Source organism: Tropicimonas sp. IMCC6043 (genome assembly GCF_004146235.1).
Taxonomy (GTDB): Bacteria; Pseudomonadota; Alphaproteobacteria; order Rhodobacterales; family Rhodobacteraceae; genus Tropicimonas.
Window position 1 is genome coordinate 1 of record NZ_SELO01000141.1, and the last position, 722, is coordinate 722.

Annotated in this window: 1 pseudogene; it reads right to left on the reverse strand. The window is 58.7% G+C overall.

The features are described 5' to 3' along the window. Positions 1–124: 124 nt before the first annotated feature. Positions 125–722, reverse strand: a pseudogene (locus EU800_RS26135) (DDE-type integrase/transposase/recombinase); the annotation flags it as partial.

Sequence of the window (722 nt, forward strand, 5' to 3'; positions counted from 1 at the left end):
TTTGCTATGGGAGAGACCGTTTCTTGACGGCGAAACCCGTCTGGGCAACCATATCAGGGCATCCGGAATACCGGATGCTCCAAGACCTGATGCTTCAAGCCGCCAAAGCTTCCCGACATAGGACGTTATCACTTCGAACGAATGCCGGGGGACCGCGCAAGATGAATAGATCCGTCAACGCGTCGATCACATCCGTCGAGTTCTGCTTTCGCTTCACCCGGATCGTCAGGCATTCACGGCTGAACTCGTCAAGGATGTTCAGCGTCCTGAAAGCCTTGCCGTCGTCGGTTCGGCAGTGAACGAAATCATATGACCAGACGTGACTGCGATACTCGGGCCTCAGCCGAATGCATGATCCGTCGTTTGGCCAGAGCCGCCCTTTTTTCGGTTGCTTCGGTGGCACCTTCAGCCCCTCTCGCCGCCATAGACGTTCGACACGGCCATCGCTGACCTGCCAGCCTGCGTCTCTCAGCAGCACGGCCACACGCCTGTAGCCGTAGCTGCCGTATTGCCTGGCCAGCTCGATCATGTCGGCAACCAGACAATCCTCATCTGCACGCCCCCTTGGACGCCGCCGTTGTGTTGATCGATGCTGCCCCAGCACGCGGCAGATCCGACGCTCCGATACCTTCATCTCGCTGCGGATCAGGTCGATACAGGCTCGACGACGAGCGGGGCTCAGAAGTTTCCCCGTGCCGCCTCCTTCAGAATGAGCTTGTCCA